This window comes from Serratia sp. H402Y (assembly GCF_051172415.1).
Lineage (GTDB): Bacteria > Pseudomonadota > Gammaproteobacteria > Enterobacterales > Enterobacteriaceae > Serratia > Serratia ureilytica.
The window spans coordinates 917,056-938,907 of sequence record NZ_JBPIYZ010000001.1 but is presented as its reverse complement, the minus strand read 5'-3'; the positions used below and the strand labels follow the sequence as shown (position 1 = coordinate 938,907).

Below are 21,852 nucleotides of genomic sequence, written 5' to 3'. Positions count from 1 at the left end.
GAACATGCTATGAGCGTACTGAACATTCTTGAAGAAAAGTTGGCGGAAACCAAAAAACAGGGGCGTTTTCGCGAGTTCCTCAACCTTGAACGCGGCGTGCAGGACAAACCCTGGGCCACCAGCCACGGGCAGCAAGGCGAGCGCCGTCTCAACGTCTGGTGCTCAAACGACTATCTGGCCATGAGCCACCACCCCAAAGTGCTGCTGGCCACCACCGACGCGGTTAACCGAGTCGGGTTAGGCACCTGCGGCGCCCGCAGCATTTCCGGCACCTCGGTCTATCACACTGAACTGGAAACGCTGCTGGCCAGCGCCTACGGCAAAGAGTCGGCGCTGCTGTTCACCACCGGCTTCGGCGCCAACGACGCCACCTTGTCCACCCTGTGCGACGCCATTCCCGATCTGATCGTGTTCTCTGACGAACTGAATCACGCCTCGATGATTTACGGGATTCGCTACAGCAAGGCGGAGAAAAAAATCTTCCGCCATAACGACGTGGCGCACCTCGCCGAGCTGCTGCAGGCCGCCGATCCGGCGCGGCCAAAGCTGATCGCCTTTGAGTCGCTGTATTCCATGGACGGTGACTTTGCTCCCCTGGCGCAGATTGTGGCGCTGGCGGAACAGTATCAGGCGCTGACCTATCTCGACGAAATTCATTCGGCCGGCGTGTATGGCGAACGGGGGCTGGGCTATGCCGAACAGCTGGGCCTGTTGGATAAAATCACCATTATCCAGGGCGGGTTCGGCAAGTCTTACGGTGCGGCGGGCGGCTATATCGCCGCGCCCCGTTCGGTGGTGGAAGCCGTGCGCAGCTGGGCGCCGGCATTCGTCTTCAGCACCTCGTCGCCGGCGCCGGTGGTGGCCGCCGCGTTGGCCAGCTTTAAATACAACCTCGAGCACGACACCCAACGCAAGCACCTGCTGGCGATCGTCGATCACCTGAAGACCGGTCTGCGCGCCGCCGGCATCCCGCTGGTGTCGGCAGATAGCCATATCCTGCCGCTGCGGGTCGGCGATCCCCATCGCAACAAACACATCAGTAAAGTGCTGCTCGATGAGCACGATATTTACGTGCAACCGGTCAATGCCCCGACGGTGCCTGCAGGCAGCGAGCGGCTGCGGGTGACGCCGACCTCGGCGCATTCCCATGCCGACGTGGAGACCTTCCTGGCGGCGTTGAGCCGGGTCTGGGCGGTAAACGATCTGCGGAGGGCGGGATGAAGTTAGCGGATTATAACGGCCATCTGGTCACGCTGTGTCTGATGGCGACCGGCACCTTCGCCATCGGCACCGACGCCTTTATCGTCGCCGGCGTGCTCAGCGACATTTCCGCGACCTTTGCCGTCAGCCCCGCGCAAGCGGGGCAGTTGATATCGGTATTCGCGCTGGCCTATATGCTGTTTGCGCCTCTGACCGCCTGGCTGCTGGGCAACGTCAACCGCAAGCACATCCTGCAGTTGGCGCTGGTGCTGTTCATCGCCGGCAACCTGGCCTGCACCTGGGCCACCAGCTACCTGCAGATATCGTTCGGCCGAGTGCTGGCGGCATTGGGCGCGGCCTGTTACACCCCGCAGGCCGCCGCCGCCGCGGTGGGGCTGGTGGCGGAAAAACGCCGCGGCCTGGCTATTTCCATCGTCTATGGCGGCATGACGCTGGCCATCGCGCTCGGCATTCCGTTCGGCACCTTTCTGGCCAAACTGATCGGCTGGCGCGACATCTTTCTGTTCATCGCCCTGCTGGGGGCGGTGGCGCTGCTCGGCCTGTCGCTGGCGCTGCGCGCTATTGCGGCGCCAGGCAAACATTCGTTGAAAGAACGGCTCGCCCCGCTGCGGCAAAAGGCGGTGCTGACCACGCTGCTGATCACCTTTTTCGCCGTGTGCTCGGAGCACATTGTTTACAGCTACGTCAGCGTGCTGTTGAAAGACACCCAGTTCGGCCCGGAGGCCATTCTGCCTTTGGCGCTGCTGGTGTTCGGCATTGGCGCGGTGATCGGCAATTTTGCCTCCGGCGCGCTGACCGACGCCCTGGGCAGCAAATTCGTGCTGCTGTTTTCGGTGGCGATCCAGACGCTGTCCCTGTTCCTGCTGGCCTTTTACGTCACCTCACCGTGGTGGGTGTTGGCCATCTTTCTTATCTGGGGCATCACCGGCTGGATGTATCTGGTGCCGATCCAACATCACCTGTTGTCGCTGTCGAAGCGTTTTGGCGCGCTGACCGTGTCGCTCAACAGCTCGGTGCTGTACGCCGGCATCGCGGCGGGCGGCATGCTGGGCGGCCTGACGCTCTACGCGTTGCCGGCCCACTATTTACCGCTGTTTTCGCTGCCGCTCGGCGCCATCGCCCTGCTGCTGACGCTGATCTTTTTCCGCGGGGAGGCCAGCGATGAGTGAATCACCGCCGGTGCTTTACGAACGTTATGGCGCGCAGGTTGCGGTCATCACCCTCAATCGGCCGGAGAAAAAGAACGCCATCAACCTGCAGATGGCCGAGTTGATCCGCAGTTACCTGCGGCAGGCGGATAATGACGATACGATACGCGCGATCGTCCTGGCCGGTCAGCCGGCGGTATTTTCCGCCGGCATGGATATTAACGCGTTCCGACAGGGCGAACTGCCCATCGTCACGCCGGAGGGATTCGGGGGACTGATCCATGCGCAGATCGCCAAGGTGATCATCGCCGCCGTTGACGGCATCGCTTACGGGGGCGGCTTTGAGCTCGCCCTGGCTTGCGATCTGATCGTCGCCAGCCAGAACGCGCGCTTCAGCTTCCCCGAAACCGGGCTCGGATTGGTCGCCGCGCAAGGCGGATGCGCGCGCTTGCCGGCGCGAGTTTCTCCCTATGTCGCCCTCGACTGGCTGCTGACCGGCAGAACCGTCGGTGCGCGGGAGGCCCTGTCACACGGCGCCATTTCCCGTATCAGCGAGGGCTCGGCCCGGGAGGAAGCGCTGCGCATCGCCGAGCAGATCGCCGGGAAGGATCTCGCCGCCAGCCTGGCCGTGAAGGCCATCGTGCGCCAGGGGCTGACGCAGCGCGAGGCGCCATCGTTCGATTTTCAGCAGGCGCCGGTCGAACGCCTGCGTCAGGCGGCCGCTCGTCGTTAACCCCCTTATTGCTTGCCGGCTTGCCTGAGCCGGCATTTCCCGCTGCGCCTCCCCGCCACAGCTCATTTTACGCAGCCCGCCTCTCGGCGCTGGGCTACACTGCCGGTAGCCCTCATGCGCTGATAAGGAAAAATAATGCGCCACTTGCCTCTGCTGACCCCCAGACTGATCTTGCGCCCGTTCACCGCCGACGATCTGCCCCACTTTACCGCCTACCGCAACCATCCTGACGTGGCGCGTTACCAGAGCTGGAGCGACTACAGCGCCGCACAGGCGCAGGCCTTTTTCGCACAGCAACAGCGGCTCGCGTTCAACCGTGATGACAGCTGGTTTCAACTGGCGGTCGAGCGCCGCGAGGACGGCGCGTTGCTGGGCGATGTCGCGGTGCATTTTTTCGATGAAGGGCGTCAGGCTGAACTGGGCGTGACCTTCGATCCGGTTCATCAGCGGCAAGGACAGGCGCGCGAGGCGCTAAGCGCCGTCATCGCCCTGCTGTTCGGGCCGCTGGCGAAACACCGCATTACCGCCGTGGTAGACGCGCGTAATCTTCGCGCCGCCGCGTTGTTCAGCAAGCTGGGCTTTCGCCGTGAGGCCTGTTGGCGGCAAAACGTGTTTTTCAAAGGCGCATGGGGTGATGAATTCGGTTTCGCCCTGCTGCATAACGAATGGCGAGAGCATGAACAACATGACGCTGTTGAATAAATACCTCGGGCAATACCAGTTCTCTGAGCGGCATACGATCGTCATCACCGCGCCGCAATCGCGGGTGTTGGACGCCGTGGCCGCTTACGATCCCAAGCGCGATCGTTTTTTCCGCAGCATGATAGCGCTGCGCGAATTGCCCGCGCGGCTGATGCCACGCGATAAGCCTCGTCCTCCGCCGTTTGGCCTGCATAACTTTTGCCTGCTTGAGCAGGATGAAACCGCGTTGGTCTATGGCCTGATCGGCCGGTTTTGGCAGGCCGAATACGGTTTGGTGAAGGTCGCTGACGGGGCGGACTTTCAGGCCTTCGCTCAGCCCGGCGTCGCCAAACTGGCGCTGGGGTATGCCGCGAGCCCGCTGGAGGGTGGGCGCTGCCGCTTGGTAACGGAAACGCGCATCTTCTGCCCCGACAGCGCCAGCCGGCGGCGGTTTACCCCCTACTGGTATGCGATTCGCCTGGTGAGTGGGTTGATAAGACGCCGCATGCTGCGCGCCATTAAAACCGCCAGCGAAAAGCAGACGGCGAATCATTCACCAGATTGATTAATTTAAGAGCATTCTTAGAGAATGAAAATCATTATCAGCCTATTTTTTAATCACAACAAGATAGTGTTGAGAAGCCATTGACCCCGCCCCCTGCGGGGATTTTTTCGCCTATTTATCGCCTGTTTCAGGGAACGCCTGCATAAACAGGAAGGTGCAAGGCTTGCGCTGATACTGATTGATCTGCGGCACCAGCCGGGTGAAATGCTCGGTCTGGCAATGCACTTCGAGCGCCGCGCGATCCGGCCAGCTTTCGATAAAAATAAAGTGCCCGGGATCCTGCTGGTCGATGCACAGTTCATAACTGATGCACAGCGGCTCCTGCCGGGTTTTCTCCACCAGCTCGCGATACCACGGCATAACGGTGTCAATGTGTTCCGGGTGAATGAAATCTTCAGCAATGACCTTCAGCATGTTGCGCTCCTGCGTTCTGTTGTGCCGTGCTTCACCTTATCGCCCTCCCTCGCGAGATGAAAGCGCCACTCTCCAGTGTCTGTCATCGGGTTCCCAATTCGGTGATAGCGCACACAGATCTCGATCAAAGCGCTTGAACGCCTCCTGGCCCTGTGTGAACTTTCAATTAACAAAAAGGCAACACACCATTCACCATGGTGATATCTGTACCGATATGCCGACGCAATACGCGGCGTTTTTTTCGCCCCTAAAGGCCTGACCATTAGTCCTTTAGACCTTTAAGGCTCACGCAGAAAAGCCATGTCATCGCCGCATGATGGGCCACGGCGCCAGGACGGTCCTTATGACCGACGTTTATCATTCTCAGAAGCGAGGTTACCGCCAGTGAATCACGCCACCTATGCCGCTCCAGCGCTCAACGCCGCCATCCGCAAAACCTGGCGCAGACTGGTGCCATTGATGTTCGCCATGTACTTCATTGCGTTTATCGACAGGGTCAACGTCGGCTTTGCCAAAGACGCGATGGCCATCGATATCGCGCTGTCGCAATCCGCCTTTGCGCTGGGCGCGGGGATATTCTTTGCCGCCTATGCGCTGTTCGGCATTCCGGCCAACCTGTTGATGAATCGCTGGGGCGCCAAACGCTGGCTCAGCGCCACCACCACGCTGTGGGGGGCATTGTCGGCCTGTACCGGGCTGGTGGCCAACGAGCAGCAATTTATTGTCCTGCGCTTTCTGCTGGGGATCGCCGAAGCTGGCTTTTACCCCGGCATCCTGCTGCTGGCGTCGATCTACTTTCCCAATAAGGTGCGCGCCTCGGTCATTGGCATTTTCGTGCTTGGCGTACCGGCGGCCCTGACGCTCGGCTCACCACTGTCGGGGGCATTGCTGGAGATGCACGGCGTGTTGGGCAAGCCCGGCTGGTTCTGGATGTTCGTGCTGGAAGGGTTGCCGGCCGTCGTCCTCGGCGTCTTCGCCTTTTTCTATCTCGACGATAGCCCAGGGCAGGCCCGCTTTCTGACCGAGGAAGAACGTAATGCGCTGGTCACACAGCTGGCCGCTGAACAGCAGCGTACCGAAACCAACAGCGTTAAAGCGGCGATGAGAAGCGGCAAAGTTTGGCATCTGGCGTTGATCTACGGCACCCTGCAAATCGGCGTATACGGCCTGATGTTTTTTCTGCCGTCGCAGATCGCCTCGCTGATGGGCACCCATCTCGGCTTCAAGGCCTCGTTGGTGGCCGCCATTCCCTGGGCATGCTCCGCGCTTGGCGTCTATTTCCTGCCGCGCTATGCCGACAGAAAAACCGCCAGAAGATTGCCGATCGCCGTTGGCTGCATGGTCGCGGCAGCGCTGGGGTTGGTCGTCTCTTCCTATGCCGGCCCGTTGCTCGCTATCGTCGCCCTGAGCTGTTGCGCAGTCAGTTTTCTGGCGGTACAACCCATTTTCTGGACGTTTCCCGCTCAGCTGCTCACCGGTCCGGCGCTGGCGGCCGGCATCGGTTTTTGCACCACGCTCGGCGCCGCATTCAGCTTTTTAGCCCCGCTGATCCGCACTGAGGCGGAACAGCGTTTTCACAGCCCGCATGCCGGGCCGCTGGTGCTGGCCGCCTTTTCGCTGCTGTGCGCCGTGCTGTTAGGGGCGCTCAGACATCGGCATGCTGATGCACGCAAGCAAGACGCAGAGATAACCGGATAGCGACGCGTTATTTAGCCATTATTGAACCTGCGGATGGGACACTGACAGTCAGCCCTCTCGCCCACAGGTGTTAAATGGATGAATTGACGCACATTATCGCCAAATACAGCCCGGAACCGGAGATGTTGCTGCTGCTGATTTTCCTGTTCGCGCTGGGAAAATCCGTGATCGTGGTGTCCTCCGTCCTGCCGCCTGCCTCGGTGACGCTGCTGATGGGCATCCTTGCGGGCAAACATGCGCTGCCGATCGGCGCGGTTTGGGCGGCCATCGCCCTTGGCGCGGCGTTGGGCTCAATCCTGTCTTTCCACTGCGGCGCACTGCTCTGCCGTCGCGATCTTGGCCGCCGGCTGCCGGCACGCTTTCACGCCCCACTGCGCAAAGCGCAACGTTCCTTGCAAAAGCGCGGGCTGCCGCTGCTGTTCGCCTCGCGTTTTCTGGCGGTGATGCGTTACACCGTGCCGCTGATGGCCGGCATGCTGCAACTGCCGGCGAGGCACGTCTATGCCACCGCCGCACTCTCAGCCGCCGTTTGGGCACTGCTCTTGATGTCGGCCGCGCATGTGTTCCCCGTTTCTTGACCTGAAAGATTCTTGGGCAAATGCCCCATCCCTGCGCCGACGTTGCGCCAGCGCACAGCCTCCCTTGCCGTATAAAGTACGGTGCAACATCGCAGTTTGCGCCAGATCACCTTTCTGAACATCAGTCGAAAAATGCGAATTTTTTTGCAGAATACGCGCTTAAAACGGCGCCATGAGGGCACAATCAAAGAAATGTCTGAGCGTAACACGCTGATTTGGTTGGCGGGCCGTACAGGGGGCGAACCTCTGTCTCGTTGATTAGGCGTCAACGGCTCATCCGCCTGAGCTAACGGCCCAACGAGATAAATCGCCCTTCTTGTCAGCCTCGCTGTCGAACGCTTACACCCATTACTTTTTCTCATGCGAATTTTACAACCCTTTGTTTAATCAACGAGATAAGCCGCATAAGGTCTGTTAATCCCATCGTTTGAAGAGTAATCTTCCGCTCCCTGAACGTCCGATTTGCCTCCTCTCGTGTAAAGATTGATCGACTTTTATCCCGCGTATAAATGTTGTAAACATGTTGCACAAAGGTGGCGTTATTGCACTACCTTACTAAAGCCGGACCAACCGGATAAATGTATAAAAAAGAGCCACTTCAGAGCTCACGACTTCACTAATGACAGGTAAAACAGGACATCATCAGATGGTAGATCACTCTAAAATAGCGACTGACGCGACGCCCGCCTCAGAAGATCATCTACGGCGAAACCTCACTAACCGACATATTCAACTGATCGCCATCGGCGGCGCCATCGGCACCGGTCTGTTTATGGGCTCCGGTAAAACCATCAGCCTGGCAGGCCCTTCGATCATCTTCGTGTACATGATCATCGGCTTTATGCTGTTCTTCGTGATGCGCGCCATGGGCGAGCTGCTGCTGTCCAACCTGGAATACAAATCGTTCAGCGATTTCGCCGCGGATCTGCTCGGCCCGTGGGCCGGCTTCTTCACCGGCTGGACCTACTGGTTCTGCTGGGTGGTCACCGGCATCGCCGACGTCGTGGCGATCACCGCCTACGCCCAGTTCTGGTTCCCTGAACTGTCGCAGTGGATCGCTTCGCTGCTGTGCGTGCTGTTGCTGCTCGGCCTTAATCTGGCGACGGTGAAGATGTTCGGCGAAATGGAGTTTTGGTTTGCGATGATCAAAATCGTCGCCATCGTCGGGCTGATCGTCGCCGGGTTGGTGATGATCGCCATGCAGTTCCAGTCGCCGACCGGTACCGTAGCCTCGTTCACCCATCTGTGGAATGACGGCGGCATGTTCCCGAAAGGTATCAGCGGTTTCTTCGCCGGCTTCCAGATCGCGGTATTCGCCTTCGTCGGCATTGAACTGGTGGGCACCACCGCGGCGGAAACCAAGGATCCGGAGAAGTCACTGCCGCGCGCCATCAACTCGATTCCGATCCGCATCATCATGTTCTACGTGTTCGCCCTGATCGTCATCATGTCGGTGACGCCGTGGAGCTCCGTAGTGCCGGACAAGAGCCCGTTCGTTGAATTGTTCGTGCTGATTGGCCTGCCAGCCGCGGCCAGCGTGATCAACTTCGTGGTACTGACCTCCGCCGCCTCCTCCGCCAACAGTGGGGTGTTCTCCACCAGCCGCATGCTGTTCGGGCTGGCGCAGGAAGGCGACGCGCCGAAATCGTTCGCCAACCTGTCCAAGCGCGCGGTGCCGGCCAACGGCCTCACCTTCTCCTGCATCTGCCTGCTGGGCGGCGTGGTGCTGATTTACCTGATCCCGAACGTGATGACGGTCTTCACCCTGGTGACCACCGTGTCGGCGATTCTGTTCATGTTCGTCTGGACCATCATCCTGTGTTCGTATCTGGTCTACCGCAAACGGCGCCCGGCGCTGCACCAGAAATCGATCTACAAAATGCCGGCCGGCAAACTGATGTGCTGGGTGTGCATGGCGTTCTTCGTGTTCGTGTTGGTGCTGTTGTCGCTGCGCGAAGACACCCGCCAGGCGCTGATCGTTACCCCGCTGTGGTTCATCCTGCTCGGCCTGTCTTACGTGTTCCTGCGCAAGAAGAAAACCGCGTGATGCAAAAAGGGGCGGATATCTCCGCCCCTTTGCTCTTTCTTGCCTCTGCGCTAATCCGCTTCCGTCGCCACCGCCGCTTTCCCCTTGCGCCGTACGCGCAGCTCGCTGACCACCACCCCGATCACAATCAACGCGCCCCCCAACAACGCGACGCCCGGCAAACGCTCACCGGCGAGCCGCCCGACGATGCCCGCCCAGACCGGTTCGCCGGCGTAGATCACCGTAGCGCGCGTGGGTGAAACGCTGCGCTGCGCCCAGTTCATGGTCAGCTGAATCAACGCGCTGGCCAGCCCCAGCCCAATGGCGCTGTACAGCAGGTAATCCGAATACGGCGGCGGCGATTCGCCGGTCGGCGCCATCATCAAAAATGAGGCCAGCGAGGCGGTCGCCAGCTGCACAATGGTCACCCGGCGGATATTCACCTTGCCGGCAAAGGCGCCGATCAGAATGATCTCTGCCGCCATGCCCAGCGTGCCGGCCAGCGTCAGAATTTCGCCGAGGCTCAGCGACATGTCCGTGCTGCTCGGCGCCGCCAGCAGCATCAGGCCGGTAAAGGCCAGCAGAATACCGATCCACGACATGATGCCGGGGAACCGCCCCAGCACCAGCCATTGCAATAGCGGCACGATCGGCACGTACATGGCGGTGATGAACGCCGATTGGCTGCTGGTAATCGTCTGCAGACCGACGGTTTGCATGCTGTAGCCGAACATGATCGCCAGCCCGATAAGTACGCCCGCCTTCAGTTCATACAGGGTCAGGCCGCGCAGCACGCGCAGCGAAAACAGCGTCAACGCCAGCGTGGCGGTGGCGAAACGCAGACCGACGAAAAAGAACGGCCCGCTGACTTGCATCGCGTGATGCACGGCCAAAAAGGTGCCGCCCCAGATCATGGTGATGAAAATCAACACCGCTTCCGGCAACCTGATTTGCGGAACCACGGCGGAAATAAAGGATTTTTTTGCTGCTGACACCGGCTTGCCCTTCCTGCTGAGTGCAATATAATGCACAGATCCTGCCAGTATGAGATAAAGTCCGGCGATGAGCAATACGGCGCATAACGCGAAAACCGATCCCCCCAAAGTGCTGCAGTACCTGAGCAGCAATCTGCGCGGCTACCGCCAACAGGCGGGCCTGAGCCAGATGGCGCTGGCCGAACTTTCCGGCGTCAGCCGCCGCATGCTGGCGGGCATCGAGGCCGGCGATCGCAACGTCAGTCTGGCGGTGCTCGACAAGATCGCCGCCGCCCTGGCGATTTCGTTCACCGATCTGATTCAGGCGCCAGAGGCTCGCGGCAGCCATCTGGTAGGCGAGTTGGCCTGGCAAGGCGCGCAGCCGGGCAGCCAGGCGCTGTTTGCCGCCAGCGTGCCGGCGCGCCAACGGGCCGAGCTGTGGGAATGGACGCTGATGCCGGGCGAGCGCTACGACTCGGCGCCGGACGCCGAAGGCTGGAGCGAAATGATCTACGTGATTGCCGGCACCCTGACGCTGGAACTGGAACAAGGCACGCTGACGCTCAGCGCCGGCGCCACGCAAACCTTCAACAGCGATCAGCGCTACGCTTACGCCAACCACGGCGATCTCCCGCTGCGCTTTATCCGCAACGTCGCCTTCTGACTGCCCGCCGGCCCGCACCGGCGGCGGATGTCGTGTCGCTGTCGTGCCGCTGTCGTGGCGCCGCTACCCCGCGCCTCCTACACTGGATGACAGTGACAGCGAACTCGGGAGTGCACCATGCAAAAGTACCGCATCAGACCATTACGCCTGGAAAAAGGCTGGTCGCAGGAGCAGTTGGCGGCCATCGCCGGCCTCAGCACCCGCACCGTACAGCGGATTGAAAACGGCGAACAGGCCAGCCTGGAAACCTTGACCGCAATCGCCGCCGCGCTGGGCGTGCAGGTCAGCGATCTCAACGCGCCGCCGCAGGCACCGCAGGAGGAGACGCCTGAGGCGCAGCGCCTTCGTCGCCAGGTTGCGGCAGAGGGTAAACTGCTGAGCATGGCGGTGCGTTTCGCCGTCATCGGCGCGATATTGCTCGCTGTCAACGTCTTTACCCACCCGCACTATCTCTGGGCGCTATGGGCGATCGGCGGCATGAGCCTCGCGCTGATCATGCGGGCGGTGCGCACCCTGCTGCTGCGCAACGTCTTCAGCCGTTGGCAGGAACAGCGGCTGGCGCAAAAACTCAGGCGCCTGCCGTGAGCGTTAGCCACTCGGCCAGCCGGGCCAACGCGCTGCCCGGCACGATAGGCTGCGGCGACAGCAGGTAATAGCCGCTGCCGTCGGGCGTAAAACCGAACGGCGCGCTCAACAAGCCGGCGGCCAGATCGTCTCGCACCTGCAGCCATGGGCCGATTGCGATACCAAGGCCGGCTACCGCGGCCTGCAGACTGAAATAGAAATGGTCAAAGCGCTGTTCCGGATGCCCCGCCAATGTCACCCCCTGCTGATGCGCCCAGTGCCGCCAGGCATCCGGCCGGGTCGCGGCATGCAGCAGTTTGGCGCCCGGCCGCAAAAGCCGCCGTCCGTCCACAGAGGCCGTCAGCCTCGTCAGCGCCTCGGGTTGACACACCGGCCCGACCTTTTCATTGAACAGCGCCAGGCTATGCGCCTGCTTTTCCCAATCGAAGTCATTGCGCCGGATCGCCGCCGTGATGCCGTCATGGAACGAAAACGGACCGCCGCCCGCCACCAGCTGTAAGTTGATGTCCGGGTGCGCCCGCTGAAAAGCCGGCAAACGCGGGATCAGCCAACGCATCAATAAGGTCGGTTCACAGGACAAGACCAGCGGCGCATTGAGCGCCTGCTGACGCAGCTCCAGCGCGGTATGGTCCAGAATGCCGAAGGCCTGCTGTGTCGCCTGAAACAGCTTGCGGCCCGCCGCCGTGAGCAGTACCCGCCGATGGCGGCGCTCAAACAACGCCACGCCCAATTCCTCTTCCAGCGCCCTCACCGCCCGGCTGATGGCGCCATGCGTCAAATTCAGCCCCTGCGCCGCCTGGGTGAAACTTTCCAGCCGCGCGGCGGCCTCGAAACAGCGCAGCCCGCCCAACGGCAATGGCCTGGCCTTATTGCGTGAGTTTTTCTCACCGATATCGTCACTATTCATCGTTTGTCACCGAGAAAAATTACTCTTATAAATCAGTCACTCTATTGATAAACATCGCAAGGATAACTATGACTGAACTCATCGCTGTCGTCACCATTACTTTACTCGCTGTAATCAGCCCCGGGCCGGATTTCGCCATGGTCTCGCGCAACAGCCTGCTGCTCTCCCGCCGCGCCGGCATCTTCACCGCCTGCGGCATTGGTGCCGGCGTACTGATCCATGTCAGCTATACGCTGATTGGCGTCGGCGTGTTGATCCAACAGTCGCCCTGGTTGTTTAACCTGCTCAAAGGCATCGGCACCGCCTACCTGATCTACCTCGGCTTTACGCTGCTGCGCAACGCAACCCATCACGACGCCGCGCCCACCACGACGCCGGCCGCCATCAGCGATCTCGCCGCCCTGAAAACCGGCTTTCTCACCAACGCGTTAAATCCGAAAACCACCATCTTTATCGTCAGTCTGTTCATGCAGGTGGTCTCTCCCCACACCGTGCTCGGCGTACAGATCGGCTATGGCCTCTTTATCGCCGCCGTCCATGTATTCTGGTTCGCCGCCGTCGCGCTGCTGTTTTCCGCGCCGGGCGTCAATGCGCGCTTTTTGCGTTTGCGCCGCGGCATCGATCGCACCTTTGGCGGGCTGCTGATTGTCTTTGGCGCCCTGTTGGCGATCGCCGGCATCAGGTAACGCCACGACGCCAAGTTCGTCATTCGCTTCTATGCTTATCAGGGGTTTTTGTTAATCATCTGAGCGGGAGTACGAAACATGACGAAACTGTTGGTGCTTTATTACTCAATGTACGGCCACATCGAACGCCTGGCGCAGGCGGTGGCCGAAGGGGCGAATCGGGTCGATAACGTGGACGTGACGGTCAAACGCGTGCCGGAAACCATGACGCCGGAAGCCTTCGCCAAGGCCGGGGGCAAGCAACACCAGCAGGCGCCGGTCGCCACCCCGCAAGAGCTGGCGGACTATGATGGCATTATCTTCGGTACGCCGACCCGCTTCGGCAACATGGCCGGACAGATGCGCACCTTCCTCGATCAGACCGGCGGCCTGTGGGCTTCCGGCGCGCTGTACGGCAAGGTGGGTAGCGTCTTCTCCTCCACCGGCACCGGCGGCGGCCAGGAGCAAACCATCAGTTCGACCTGGACCACGCTGGCGCACCACGGCTTCATCATCGTGCCGATCGGCTATGCGACGCCGGAGCTGTTTGACGTTTCGCAGGTGCGCGGGGGCACCCCCTATGGTGCGACCACTATCGCCGGCGCCGACGGTTCGCGACAGCCGAGCAACGAAGAGCTGACCATTGCCCGCTATCAGGGCGAGCACGTGGCGAAAATCACCGCCAAGCTGAAAAGTTAATCGCCCTCCTGCACCCGTGATTCAAAGGGCCGCGCATTCGCACGGCCCCATCTTGTTGCCGACCCGCCGCAAGGTTAGAATGCCCCTCCCCCGGCCATTCAGCGTCTGAAGGCCAGGCCCGAATTCGTTCTGCCCGTCGCTCATCGGCTTTCAGCCCGAGGACGGGCGTTCTGTTTTTTGCGCACAGCGAAGGGAATAAGTCAGTGTCTAAAGATTTTGATGAACTAATAAGAGACATGGATCTTATTATTGAAAATGTAGACAGCTTCAAAGCTCTGGCTCCGCGCGCGCCCGAGCCGGCTCCGGCCCCGCCGCCGCCGGTTCATCACTACGACTCGTTCTGCGAAAACATCGCGTTGAAAGTGGTATTGAAGGTGCTGCTGTCTTCGGTGGACAAGATAGTCAAAGTGCAGATCGCCAACAAGGTCGAGCAAGAGATCGCCCAAATTGAGCAGCAGGTGGTGCGCGCCGGCGGCGGGCCGGTATCACCGGACGATCTGGCGCAGATGACGCACTACGTTCGCCGCACGGTCAACGACCTGCTGGAATAACCCCCTTTTGAAACGGCGTCTGTTGGACGCCGTTTTTATTTCTGCCGACTTTAACGTGCGGTATCGCTGTACCATGACTGACACATTCACAACATGAATGTGTTGCATTGTTGTATTCGTTTCACTGCGATAAGTTTAATTTACTGTAAATATATACAGTATTTTTTAACTTATTGAGGATATGAATATGCGCTTTAACAACAAGATGTTGGCCCTGGCCGCCCTGCTGTTCGCCGCACAGGCGTCGGCCGAGACGCTCGAATCTATCGACAACTGCGCGGTTGGCTGCCCGACCGGCGGCAGCAGCAATGTGTCGATCGTGCGTCATGCTTATACGTTGAACAATAACAGCACCACCAAATTCGCCAACTGGGTGGCCTATCACATCACCAAAGACACGCCGGCCAGCGGCAAGACGCGCAACTGGAAAACCGACCCGGCGCTCAATCCGGCAGATACCCTGGCCCCTGCCGATTACACCGGCGCCAACGCGGCGTTGAAGGTCGATCGCGGCCATCAGGCGCCGCTGGCCTCGTTGGCCGGCGTTTCCGACTGGGAATCGCTGAACTACCTGTCCAACATCACGCCGCAAAAGTCCGACCTGAACCAGGGCGCCTGGGCGCGGTTGGAAGATCAGGAGCGCAAGCTTATCGATCGCGCGGACATCTCTTCGGTCTATACCGTGACCGGGCCGCTGTATGAACGCGATATGGGCAAACTGCCGGGCACCCAGAAAGCGCACACCATCCCCAGCGCCTACTGGAAGGTGATTTTCATCAACAACAGCCCGGCGGTGAACCACTATGCCGCTTTCCTGTTCGATCAAAACACGCCGAAGGGCGCCGATTTTTGCCAATTCCGCGTGACGGTGGACGAGATCGAGAAACGCACCGGCCTGATCATCTGGGCTGGTCTGCCTGACGACGTACAGGCTTCGCTGAAGAACAAGCCCGGCGTTCTGCCGGAGTTGATGGGCTGCAAAAACTGACGGAAAAACCCGCTTCGGCGGGTTTATTTTACTCGGGCATCAGACGGCGCTCACTCCGCCAACGGCATCACGCTTACACTCGCTCATCCGCCGCAACAATAAATTGGTGAAAACGTTCGATTTCCAATTTACGCATGGCGTTCATTTTATGCTGGCTGACGGTTTTCTCGGAAATGCCCAACGCCTTAGCGACGCCGGTATTCGGTTTTCCCGCCAGCAGCATGGCCAACACCGAAAGCTCGCGCGGCGACAGGCTCTTCCCTTTGCAGCTCGCGGTGAACATTTTTATTGCCTCAACGAACGTCGTAAGACCAATGTTTTTTTTCAGACAGTTAAAATTCGCCAGTCGCGGCGTTTCCACGCCGGTTAAGACGATCGTATTGTCAGGCCTGTCGATAATATGCGATAAGAAATTCATAACCCGACAGATAGACGAGAAAGAGACGATGACCACTTCTGCATGACAATACATGGCATGTAATCCACGGCGTGCAGATGAATGCAGCCCCATAACTTCAACGCCCTCCAACGACATTAAGATCTGCGATATGCCATAGAATAAATAGTAATCATCAGAAAATATAGCCACTCGCACAGGATCACCCCATTGCTATTTGTCATGGGCGCGTTTTTAACAACGCCCCCATGGCAGTCATGTCAATTAACTTTATTGGTCCGACTTACTTAAGTGAAGAACATAATGAGATCAGCAATGCGGACAGCGATGAGAGATATTTTTCATCCAAATTCATAATGCCATCTTCACTGTATTTCACGTTATTATCTAGAATTTCATGAATACTCTCGACGGCGCATACGGCATCCTTCCAAACTACGCGCCGACCGAAAGGCGAAGCGCCGAGATATTGCGCGCTTTGGCGAAAACCAACGATAAAGTCGCGCAATATATCGAGCACAATCAATACTTCCTCCCTGCTGACACACCGCTTCATTTGCACTTTATCCAGGAAAACGCTGAGCGTGCTTTGTAAGGAAAACAGGTTCTTGAACAACCCGCCGGCGATATCCTTCGGTGTTTTCACGCTGGTTGATATGACAAAAGGGAGCTCTCCATGCTGCGAGATATATTGATAAAGCCCATTTATCGCCGTCGTCGGCTTAATATCCAAACCGCGAAGAATGACGTCAACCTCATCTTTTAGCGATTTTTCCACTTTGACACCGATCTGGATTTGTTCCGTCATACAATTCATCCTCAACATAGAGATCCGGATTAAACACCAATATTATTCAAGCAAATAATATTCGCCACCAATTACCATGTTAAGATTTTTCTTATATGTGGCAACCTGTTTTTTATTATTAAAAATAACAAAAGAATTATTTATATATAATGTTAAGCGTAGCCGATGTGTTAATTCCCCCGCTGCTCATTGCGGTGGGGCTGTAAGGATAATAATAGGCCGCCATGCCGATGGAAAATTGTGCATCCAAGGCATTGCCGGTTCCCACGTGAAATAATGAAGTCGCCGCACCTGGCGTCACGCTGGAAAGCGACAGCGTGACGGGATTATTCGGCGAAGCCGTCTTGACCAGCCGGATGCCAATGCCTTTTGCCGCCTCAGCGCTTTTATCAATCAAAACCGTATTATCCGAAGACAACAGATTATTGCTGGATAAAAACATATTGATATCCCGATCGGCCGTGCCGCCACTTTGCCGATTCTGGCAGCTGAAATTCAGCGTAAAGGGCGTCAGGCCATTTTGCGCCCCCTGAGTAATCTGCGATATCCCCAGCGTCGGCAACTTCACCGCCAGGCCGGCATTGTCGAAAGTGCAGGTCGTCATCTTGGGCGCATACTTGATGGTCATCGGCTGTCCGTACATATCGCGCTGATCGTAAGGCCAATTGAAACCGTTGAGCAGCCAGGTCAAGATCTTCACCAACTGCTTGGCGGGCCACAAAATGATCTCCAGCAAGGACATCCCGCTCAGATCGGTCACGAACATCACGTCCTTAAGGCTAACCGTGTCGCCGGGTATCGATGTGCCCGTCTTGCTGACCAGACTGAAACGAATATTCATCGGCTGATTCAATTCCGAAGCGGAGTGCGATCCCCAACCGCTAAGTTTTTTGTTGGCGATGTCGTTGGTTATTTCAGCGCGTATCCAATATTTACCGTTGTTGAATCCCAGAATGGTCGCCTTTGTGCTGTCGGTTGACAGGATGCGCGTATAGCCGAATTCGCTGCTCGAGGTTGAACAACTGAATGAACCGCTGTATTGCGTATAAAAACTGCCTTCCCAGACCGGGGTTTTATCGCTGAGCTTATCCGACAAATCGACGTAGATAGGCGGCGCATATTGGATGCCGTTGCCGTAGCATGAAGCGTAACTGTAACCGCTGAACAACAGGGACAGGGTCAGTGCGAGTATCCTGAGCATGGTGTAATTATCCTTTTATCGACATGTGTTGGCTGCGCTGTCCATCGAGATTTTCGGGCGTTCAATCTTGCAGACACCGTCATTCAGCCTGACCTCCAGTGACGTTGGCTGCTGCTCCACCCGCAGATACAGGACGCTGGCCTGCCCGACGAAGCCAATGGCATGCCCGCTTTGATCCGCCACCTCCGCACCAAATGGCAGGGGCTTATTGCCGGGCTTAAAGGCGCGCAGCGTATAAGGCCGACGCCGATCGGTTTCGAATCTCAAATAGTTGACGGCGCCGGCATAGGGCACGCTGTTGGCGATATTGCCGACGATCTCGGCGCCGGAACTGTTGCCGGTATCCGACAATGTCACGGAGTTTTGCCGGTAAGGCGTGGCGTAAGGCACCAAAGCCAGCCCTTCGTCGTTAGTGACGATGCTCTCGTCGCCGTTCACCATCAGCCCTTTGGCCTTGGGCGCGTCCACCACCATCATGGTGTTGCCCATTTCGTTGGACGCCAGCAAATGCCAAGGGATCGCCACCAGGCTGCCGCGGGCGCTCATGCCCAACTGTCGATAGTCTGATGATTCACTGTAGGAGCCGCCGACGGTCGTCGCGTTGGCGCGATAGGCGGCATTCACGCTCGCCATGCTGTTGCCGCCGCTTTGATTGCTGCCGGCAAGCGCATAACTCAGACGGTTTGATTCCAGCGCATTGCCGCTCAGGCTCAGCGAGCTTTGCTGATAGTGCGAATCGGTGGCGGATAAGCTGGTGCTGAGATAGGCATTGTTGTCGAACATCGACAACGGCACGCTCAGAGAGAGATAAAACCGCGTCTCTTCTTTGCGATCGGAATTTCTCACGCGACTCGCGGAAATGTTGTAACTGACGCGCGCGAAGGCGTTTGAATACCCGAGCTGGTATTCCCGGCTTTTATTCGTATCCGACCAATAGTCGCGCTGGGTGCCGGAGAAATAGAGCGTGCCCCACCCGTCTGCGAGCCTCTGATTCAGGTTCAAATTGAAGGTATTGCGCGGACGAGCGGCGCGAACGGCGTCCCAGGTATTCAAATCCAGCGGGGCAAGCTCATCGTCATCCCGATCGTTCCAATAATCGTGAAAGCGCTTGTCACGCTCGCGGTAGCCTTGATGGGTGTAGATGGCATCGTTGAAACTGTAATAACCTTTGGTCGAATAACGGTATGCCGCCAGCGTGAAGTTGGTTGCGGTAGCGTCCAAAAACTTGCTGTAGGCGATCCGAAAACTTTGCCCATTCTCATTGCGATCCTGCAAATGCGTCGAGGCCTGAGCCACATCGACGGATACCGCGCCGAACGGCAGATTCCAGCCACTGCCCAGCAGCCAGGCGCGATAGTCCTCGCTGAGGATCGTACCGGCATAACCGGTGACCAGATTATTGAAGCCGTACTGCAGCGTGCCCTGCACGAAAGCGGGCGCATAGTCGGTATCCGCCTGATTGACCTTACCGGCAACCAGGCCATATTTGCTGACGCCCTGCTTCAACATGTTGGGAACGGCGGAAAACGGCACGGTAAAGGATTGTTCCCGCCCGTCGGCTTCCCTGACCACGACCAACAGATCCCCCGCAGAACCGGTCGGCAATATATTGTCCAGCGTAAAGGCGCCCGGCGGCACGTTCTCCTGATAGATGAGGTTGCCGTTTTGCAATACTTTCACCAGGGCATTGCTCTGCGCCACGCCCCGTACTATCGGCGAAAAGCCCTGCTGCGAATTGGGCCGCATGTTGATATCCGAGGCTAAAGCGCCGCCCCGCACCCGAATCGAGTCGAACAAATCACCCGGCGAATAGAAATCGCCCATCGTCAGGTTCGATTTGATGGCGGCGAAGCCACGCTGCACATAGCGAGTATTATTTTGCCAATCGCTGCCTTGCCGCGAACTGCTGCGGAAATTGCTGCTGTCTCTGAATTGCCAACCCGCCAGATTGACCCCCGATTCCAAACCGGTATAGAAATCGTCGTTTGACGCCTTGTCGCCCTGCAACGACTGCACGTGGTAATAGGTGGCGTTATAGGCCAGCAGCAGCGCAGGCACGCCGCGATCCCAAAATTTGGCGTCAACATAGCCGGCCTCTGCGCGAATCACTCGCGACTGGGGCACCGTCAGCTTAAGGCTCAACGTCCCCACATCGAAGTCCGCCCTTCCTCCTTGCACCAACGTTTGGACGGGGATCGGCCCCTTGTCCACCCCGATGGACAAACGACTCATATCGATGCCCAACAGGGCGGCGTCACGATGGGCGATGCGAATATCGCCTTTATGTTCGCCGAACTGCAACGAGAACCGCCCTTTCCAACTCTGGTTGACATACACGTCGACCGTTTGCGTGCCTGCCGGCATGTCATTATTGAGGTAAAAACGCGACAGATCGGATTCGCTGGACGCACCGGCCAATAGAGAAGTGTCGAATTTCATCGCCGATGCTTTATTTAACGGTATGAATACAGATGCGGTCAGTATCGAAAGCAATTTTAGTTTAAGCTTCATGGCCGTTCTTCACGTTAGCGGGCTGTAATGGCTTTAGATTTATAAGCCCCCAGGTCGTCGATATAGAGCAGGGTGTAGGGAATATTCCGGCTCACGCCAACTTTGGTCGGGGCAAAGAGGCTGGAATATGGCCCGACCATCACTGAATCGACCAACAGATTCTTTTTGCCTTTCTGATCAACATTGGCCAACGTAAAATAGTAAGGGCCTTTGTTGATAACCTTAAATCCCTTCCCCGCCGCCTGGAGTTCAATGAAGTCGGTGATGTTATTGACACTGCCGGTTAACCCTGCCGGGCGATAAAATAGCTTGATGCGTGATTTGATGGCTAATTGCAGCGTATTGACGCCCTGCAAATTCTCCGGCGTAGGCGGGATATCCAGCACATTCAAATAAAATACCGACTCACGATCGCCGGGAAGCGCCGCGCTCATTTTTTGTATGCGTAATTGCTGGCCATTATTTCCGGCAACTTTCACAACCGGCGGGGATAACAAGAACGGCACGTTTGCCGTTTCAGGCGTCGAGTTTATATCACCGTCATCAATCCATGCCTGCACCAGTGCCGGATCGTCACCATTGTTGACTAACTGAACGATAACATCCTTGTTTTTTTCCGGATAAATAACGCGCGTTCCATTAATTACAATATTGGCATCGGCGCAAAAGCTGCTGAGAAACAATCCAGCAAAGATTAAGCACTGTTTCATAGTCACCCCAGAAGCCAGGCCTTTGCCTTGGGCGCAGGCCTGGCTTAATTGCAATTACAGGTAAGAAATGGTGTAAGTCACGTTGGAACTCAATTCCCCCACTTTTGCTTCCAACGCATTGGTCTTGTAGTAATAGGCGTCCAGCGTCAGCGTTTCGGCATCCGGCGCCGTTTTATCGCCTTTGATCTTGGTGACATAAGGCACGTTCAACGGAATCGGCGTGGATGAACCCGGCTCAGCCAGAGAAAAACCGACGTTTTTCGCTACGGCGGCGTCGCTTTCATTCACGGAGCTGTTCAGCAGATATTTCCCGTCGGTAGAGATATTATTCGCCGAAGAGAAGTAGATCTTCAGCGGCGTACCGGCCGTTCCCGCCGCCGGCGTGCAGCCGGAGAACGTCAGCGAGAAAGATTTCTTGTTTTTGGTGATGGGGCCGACCACGGTGCCCGCATCAGTCACGGAAATCGGGCTGAGCGCAACGGTAAAATCGGCGCTTTTCCCGCCATTGATGGTACAAGTGGTATCCGTAACGGCACCGCTAAACGAAATAACGCCACCGGCGGAATTATCTGCCGCCGTTGCGCCCACAGATGTTAACGCGGCAGCCAATACCGCCAAAGAGATGCCTTGCTTAATCATAATAAACCCCATTACTTTCTTCGCTGAGAGAGCATATATAAAATGACCTACACCATTAAACCGTTTAGAGGCTAACGAAGCTTAGGCAATAGCAGAGTATTGACAGCATCCTGCCATCTAAAAGTTTATATGCGACGGTATATATTTATATATATCCAAGTGTATTCTAAAAGATATCCGACAATGGGAAAAATCTCATTCACCGCCAGATGCAGGACATATTAATTCCAAAGACAAAAAAATTGCAACATCGAATCAAATAATTTTCATAACAATAAAAAAAATGAATCGAGCAATGGCCGGAAGGATGCGCGCCTTAAAAGAGTGAGTACGACAGCCTGCTTACTGCGCGGGTTCAATGAGCGCCGCCATTTCCTCATAAAAGCGCTTGTGGCGTAAAAAACAAAAAACCATTGATATAAAAAGAAAAAACACATACAAAGAAAAATCTTAGATTCCTTAACCCCCTTCATCCCCTCACGTAAGGTT

At 57.5% G+C, this 21,852-nt stretch carries 23 protein-coding genes and 1 tRNA gene; 14 read left to right on the top strand and 10 right to left on the bottom strand.

What is annotated here, in order from left to right; genetic code table 11:
- Positions 1 to 9 precede the first annotated feature (9 nt).
- The 5 genes from hemA (at position 10) to ACSBQS_RS04605 (ending at position 4,348) form a co-directional block, all read left to right on the top strand.
- A complete protein-coding gene (hemA, locus tag ACSBQS_RS04625; protein WP_042784152.1) occupies positions 10 to 1,221 on the top strand; it encodes a 5-aminolevulinate synthase in 1,212 nt (403 codons plus the stop codon).
- Positions 1,218 to 2,390 carry an MFS transporter gene (locus tag ACSBQS_RS04620; protein WP_434989770.1) on the top strand — a complete coding sequence of 391 codons (1,173 nt, stop codon included), beginning with the start codon at positions 1,218 to 1,220 and terminating at the stop codon, positions 2,388 to 2,390. The genes hemA and ACSBQS_RS04620 overlap by 4 nt, the downstream gene beginning before the upstream one ends.
- Positions 2,383 to 3,102, top strand: a complete 720-nt coding sequence (locus ACSBQS_RS04615; RefSeq protein ID WP_434989768.1) for an enoyl-CoA hydratase-related protein — start codon at positions 2,383 to 2,385, stop codon at positions 3,100 to 3,102. Before ACSBQS_RS04620 ends, ACSBQS_RS04615 begins: the two co-directional genes overlap by 8 nt.
- Before the next feature lie 135 nt (positions 3,103 to 3,237).
- The gene (locus ACSBQS_RS04610; protein WP_042784150.1) at positions 3,238 to 3,804 is read left to right on the top strand and encodes a GNAT family N-acetyltransferase; all 567 of its coding nucleotides are present in this window, start codon (positions 3,238 to 3,240) and stop codon (positions 3,802 to 3,804) included.
- Positions 3,779 to 4,348, top strand: coding sequence for a hypothetical protein (locus tag ACSBQS_RS04605; RefSeq protein ID WP_226772991.1), 570 nt, complete (start codon positions 3,779 to 3,781; stop codon positions 4,346 to 4,348). Before ACSBQS_RS04610 ends, ACSBQS_RS04605 begins: the two co-directional genes overlap by 26 nt.
- Before the next feature lie 111 nt (positions 4,349 to 4,459).
- Here the strand turns inward: ACSBQS_RS04605 and ACSBQS_RS04600 are convergent, their stop codons facing one another.
- On the bottom strand, positions 4,460 to 4,762 hold the full coding sequence (locus ACSBQS_RS04600; RefSeq protein ID WP_033633403.1) for a putative quinol monooxygenase: 303 nt from the start codon (positions 4,760 to 4,762) through the stop codon (positions 4,460 to 4,462).
- Positions 4,763 to 5,146: 384 nt separating this feature from the next.
- Here ACSBQS_RS04600 and ACSBQS_RS04595 point away from each other — a divergent pair, with 384 nt between their 5' ends.
- Entirely contained in the window at positions 5,147 to 6,460 is a 1,314-nt protein-coding gene (locus ACSBQS_RS04595) for an MFS transporter (RefSeq protein ID WP_434989765.1), read from the top strand.
- A 74-nt stretch (positions 6,461 to 6,534) separates the two neighbouring features.
- Positions 6,535 to 7,038 (top strand): DedA family protein, encoded by a 504-nt coding sequence (locus ACSBQS_RS04590; RefSeq protein ID WP_033642614.1) that lies wholly within the window; start codon positions 6,535 to 6,537, stop codon positions 7,036 to 7,038.
- A gap of 220 nt (positions 7,039 to 7,258) precedes the next feature.
- Here ACSBQS_RS04590 and ACSBQS_RS04585 read toward each other — a convergent pair.
- A tRNA-Arg gene (locus tag ACSBQS_RS04585) sits at positions 7,259 to 7,334 on the bottom strand.
- A 350-nt stretch (positions 7,335 to 7,684) separates the two neighbouring features.
- Here ACSBQS_RS04585 and cycA point away from each other — a divergent pair.
- Positions 7,685 to 9,085: a D-serine/D-alanine/glycine transporter gene (gene cycA, locus ACSBQS_RS04580; protein WP_033642613.1), complete on the top strand. Its 1,401-nt coding sequence runs from the start codon at positions 7,685 to 7,687 to the stop codon at positions 9,083 to 9,085.
- 50 nt (positions 9,086 to 9,135) lie between these two features.
- On the opposite strand, the gene ACSBQS_RS04575 is transcribed toward cycA, so the two are convergent.
- On the bottom strand, positions 9,136 to 10,059 hold the full coding sequence (locus ACSBQS_RS04575) for a DMT family transporter (RefSeq protein ID WP_033642612.1): 924 nt from the start codon (positions 10,057 to 10,059) through the stop codon (positions 9,136 to 9,138).
- A 67-nt stretch (positions 10,060 to 10,126) separates the two neighbouring features.
- Between ACSBQS_RS04575 and ACSBQS_RS04570 the strand changes: the two genes are divergently transcribed.
- Together ACSBQS_RS04570 and ACSBQS_RS04565 are read left to right on the top strand one after the other, a co-directional pair.
- On the top strand, positions 10,127 to 10,702 hold the full coding sequence (locus ACSBQS_RS04570) for a helix-turn-helix domain-containing protein (protein WP_033642611.1): 576 nt from the start codon (positions 10,127 to 10,129) through the stop codon (positions 10,700 to 10,702).
- A 117-nt stretch (positions 10,703 to 10,819) separates the two neighbouring features.
- Positions 10,820 to 11,287, top strand: a complete 468-nt coding sequence (locus ACSBQS_RS04565; protein WP_033650701.1) for a helix-turn-helix domain-containing protein — start codon at positions 10,820 to 10,822, stop codon at positions 11,285 to 11,287.
- Here ACSBQS_RS04565 and ACSBQS_RS04560 read toward each other — a convergent pair.
- Positions 11,271 to 12,194 (bottom strand): LysR family transcriptional regulator, encoded by a 924-nt coding sequence (locus tag ACSBQS_RS04560; RefSeq protein ID WP_197749728.1) that lies wholly within the window; start codon positions 12,192 to 12,194, stop codon positions 11,271 to 11,273. The two genes, ACSBQS_RS04565 and ACSBQS_RS04560, sit on opposite strands and share 17 nt — an antisense overlap.
- A 68-nt stretch (positions 12,195 to 12,262) precedes the next feature.
- On the opposite strand from ACSBQS_RS04560, the gene ACSBQS_RS04555 reads away from it, so the two are divergent.
- The 4 genes from ACSBQS_RS04555 (at position 12,263) to ACSBQS_RS04540 (ending at position 15,097) form a co-directional block, all read left to right on the top strand.
- Positions 12,263 to 12,880: a LysE family translocator gene (locus ACSBQS_RS04555; protein ID WP_434989761.1), complete on the top strand. Its 618-nt coding sequence runs from the start codon at positions 12,263 to 12,265 to the stop codon at positions 12,878 to 12,880.
- A gap of 78 nt (positions 12,881 to 12,958) precedes the next feature.
- The gene (wrbA, locus tag ACSBQS_RS04550; protein ID WP_033650699.1) at positions 12,959 to 13,558 is read left to right on the top strand and encodes an NAD(P)H:quinone oxidoreductase; all 600 of its coding nucleotides are present in this window, start codon (positions 12,959 to 12,961) and stop codon (positions 13,556 to 13,558) included.
- Positions 13,559 to 13,794: 236 nt separating this feature from the next.
- Positions 13,795 to 14,109, top strand: coding sequence for a hypothetical protein (locus tag ACSBQS_RS04545; protein WP_016928271.1), 315 nt, complete (start codon positions 13,795 to 13,797; stop codon positions 14,107 to 14,109).
- Between the two features lie 187 nt (positions 14,110 to 14,296).
- Entirely contained in the window at positions 14,297 to 15,097 is an 801-nt protein-coding gene (locus ACSBQS_RS04540) for a DNA/RNA non-specific endonuclease (RefSeq protein WP_033650698.1), read from the top strand.
- Positions 15,098 to 15,170: 73 nt separating this feature from the next.
- Here ACSBQS_RS04540 and ACSBQS_RS04535 read toward each other — a convergent pair whose 3' ends face one another.
- The 6 genes from ACSBQS_RS04535 to ACSBQS_RS04510 all read right to left on the bottom strand — a co-directional run bounded on the left by ACSBQS_RS04535 (position 15,171) and on the right by ACSBQS_RS04510 (position 21,375).
- Positions 15,171 to 15,686 carry a response regulator transcription factor gene (locus ACSBQS_RS04535; protein ID WP_197666393.1) on the bottom strand — a complete coding sequence of 172 codons (516 nt, stop codon included), beginning with the start codon at positions 15,684 to 15,686 and terminating at the stop codon, positions 15,171 to 15,173.
- A gap of 91 nt (positions 15,687 to 15,777) precedes the next feature.
- Positions 15,778 to 16,302 carry a hypothetical protein gene (locus ACSBQS_RS04530; RefSeq protein ID WP_049866670.1) on the bottom strand — a complete coding sequence of 175 codons (525 nt, stop codon included), beginning with the start codon at positions 16,300 to 16,302 and terminating at the stop codon, positions 15,778 to 15,780.
- 136 nt (positions 16,303 to 16,438) lie between these two features.
- The gene (locus tag ACSBQS_RS04525) at positions 16,439 to 17,503 is read right to left on the bottom strand and encodes a fimbrial protein (protein WP_004928073.1); all 1,065 of its coding nucleotides are present in this window, start codon (positions 17,501 to 17,503) and stop codon (positions 16,439 to 16,441) included.
- Positions 17,504 to 17,518: 15 nt separating this feature from the next.
- Positions 17,519 to 20,014, bottom strand: coding sequence for a fimbria/pilus outer membrane usher protein (locus ACSBQS_RS04520; RefSeq protein WP_434989757.1), 2,496 nt, complete (start codon positions 20,012 to 20,014; stop codon positions 17,519 to 17,521).
- A gap of 14 nt (positions 20,015 to 20,028) precedes the next feature.
- Positions 20,029 to 20,724: a fimbrial biogenesis chaperone gene (locus ACSBQS_RS04515; protein ID WP_046688451.1), complete on the bottom strand. Its 696-nt coding sequence runs from the start codon at positions 20,722 to 20,724 to the stop codon at positions 20,029 to 20,031.
- A gap of 54 nt (positions 20,725 to 20,778) precedes the next feature.
- Positions 20,779 to 21,375: a fimbrial protein gene (locus ACSBQS_RS04510; RefSeq protein ID WP_369825806.1), complete on the bottom strand. Its 597-nt coding sequence runs from the start codon at positions 21,373 to 21,375 to the stop codon at positions 20,779 to 20,781.
- Positions 21,376 to 21,852 lie beyond the last annotated feature (477 nt).